Source organism: Methylobacterium nigriterrae (assembly GCF_037106235.1).
Lineage (GTDB): Bacteria > Pseudomonadota > Alphaproteobacteria > Rhizobiales > Beijerinckiaceae > Methylobacterium > Methylobacterium nigriterrae.
This window is the reverse complement of record NZ_JBAWTG010000634.1, coordinates 1-349: the sequence shown is the minus strand read 5'-3', so window position 1 is coordinate 349 and position 349 is coordinate 1. Positions and strand designations below refer to the sequence as shown.

The following is a 349-nucleotide window of genomic DNA, read 5'->3' as shown; positions in this document are numbered from 1 at the left end:
CCGGTCCGACCGGACCCGAACCATGCTCCCGCCGGGTCTGCCCGGCGGGGGCTTTCGCGCGTCCATTTGCCAGCGTGAGGCGGGTCACGGACCCTCGCCGCTGCCCATCTAAGACATGGCTCGTGCCTATGCCGCAGGAGCGCATGATGCCTACCACCCTTCCCCTCGCCGCGCAGACCGCCTGCAGGGCCGCGCGCCCGCCTGCCTCGGAAGCCCGCTCGGCCATCCGCCGGCAGGTTCGCATCACAGGCCTGATCGTGCTGATGCTGGTCGGCGGGGTCGGCGGCTGGGCGAGCCTCACGAAGATCGACGGGGCGGTGATCACCGCCGGCAAGCTCGTGGTCGAGAG

The 349-nt window shown here is 71.6% G+C and carries 1 pseudogene; it reads left to right on the top strand.

The window, feature by feature from the left end:
* Nucleotides 1-143 precede the first annotated feature (143 nt).
* A pseudogene (locus tag WDW90_RS38550) lies at nucleotides 144-349 on the top strand (HlyD family type I secretion periplasmic adaptor subunit); the annotation flags it as partial.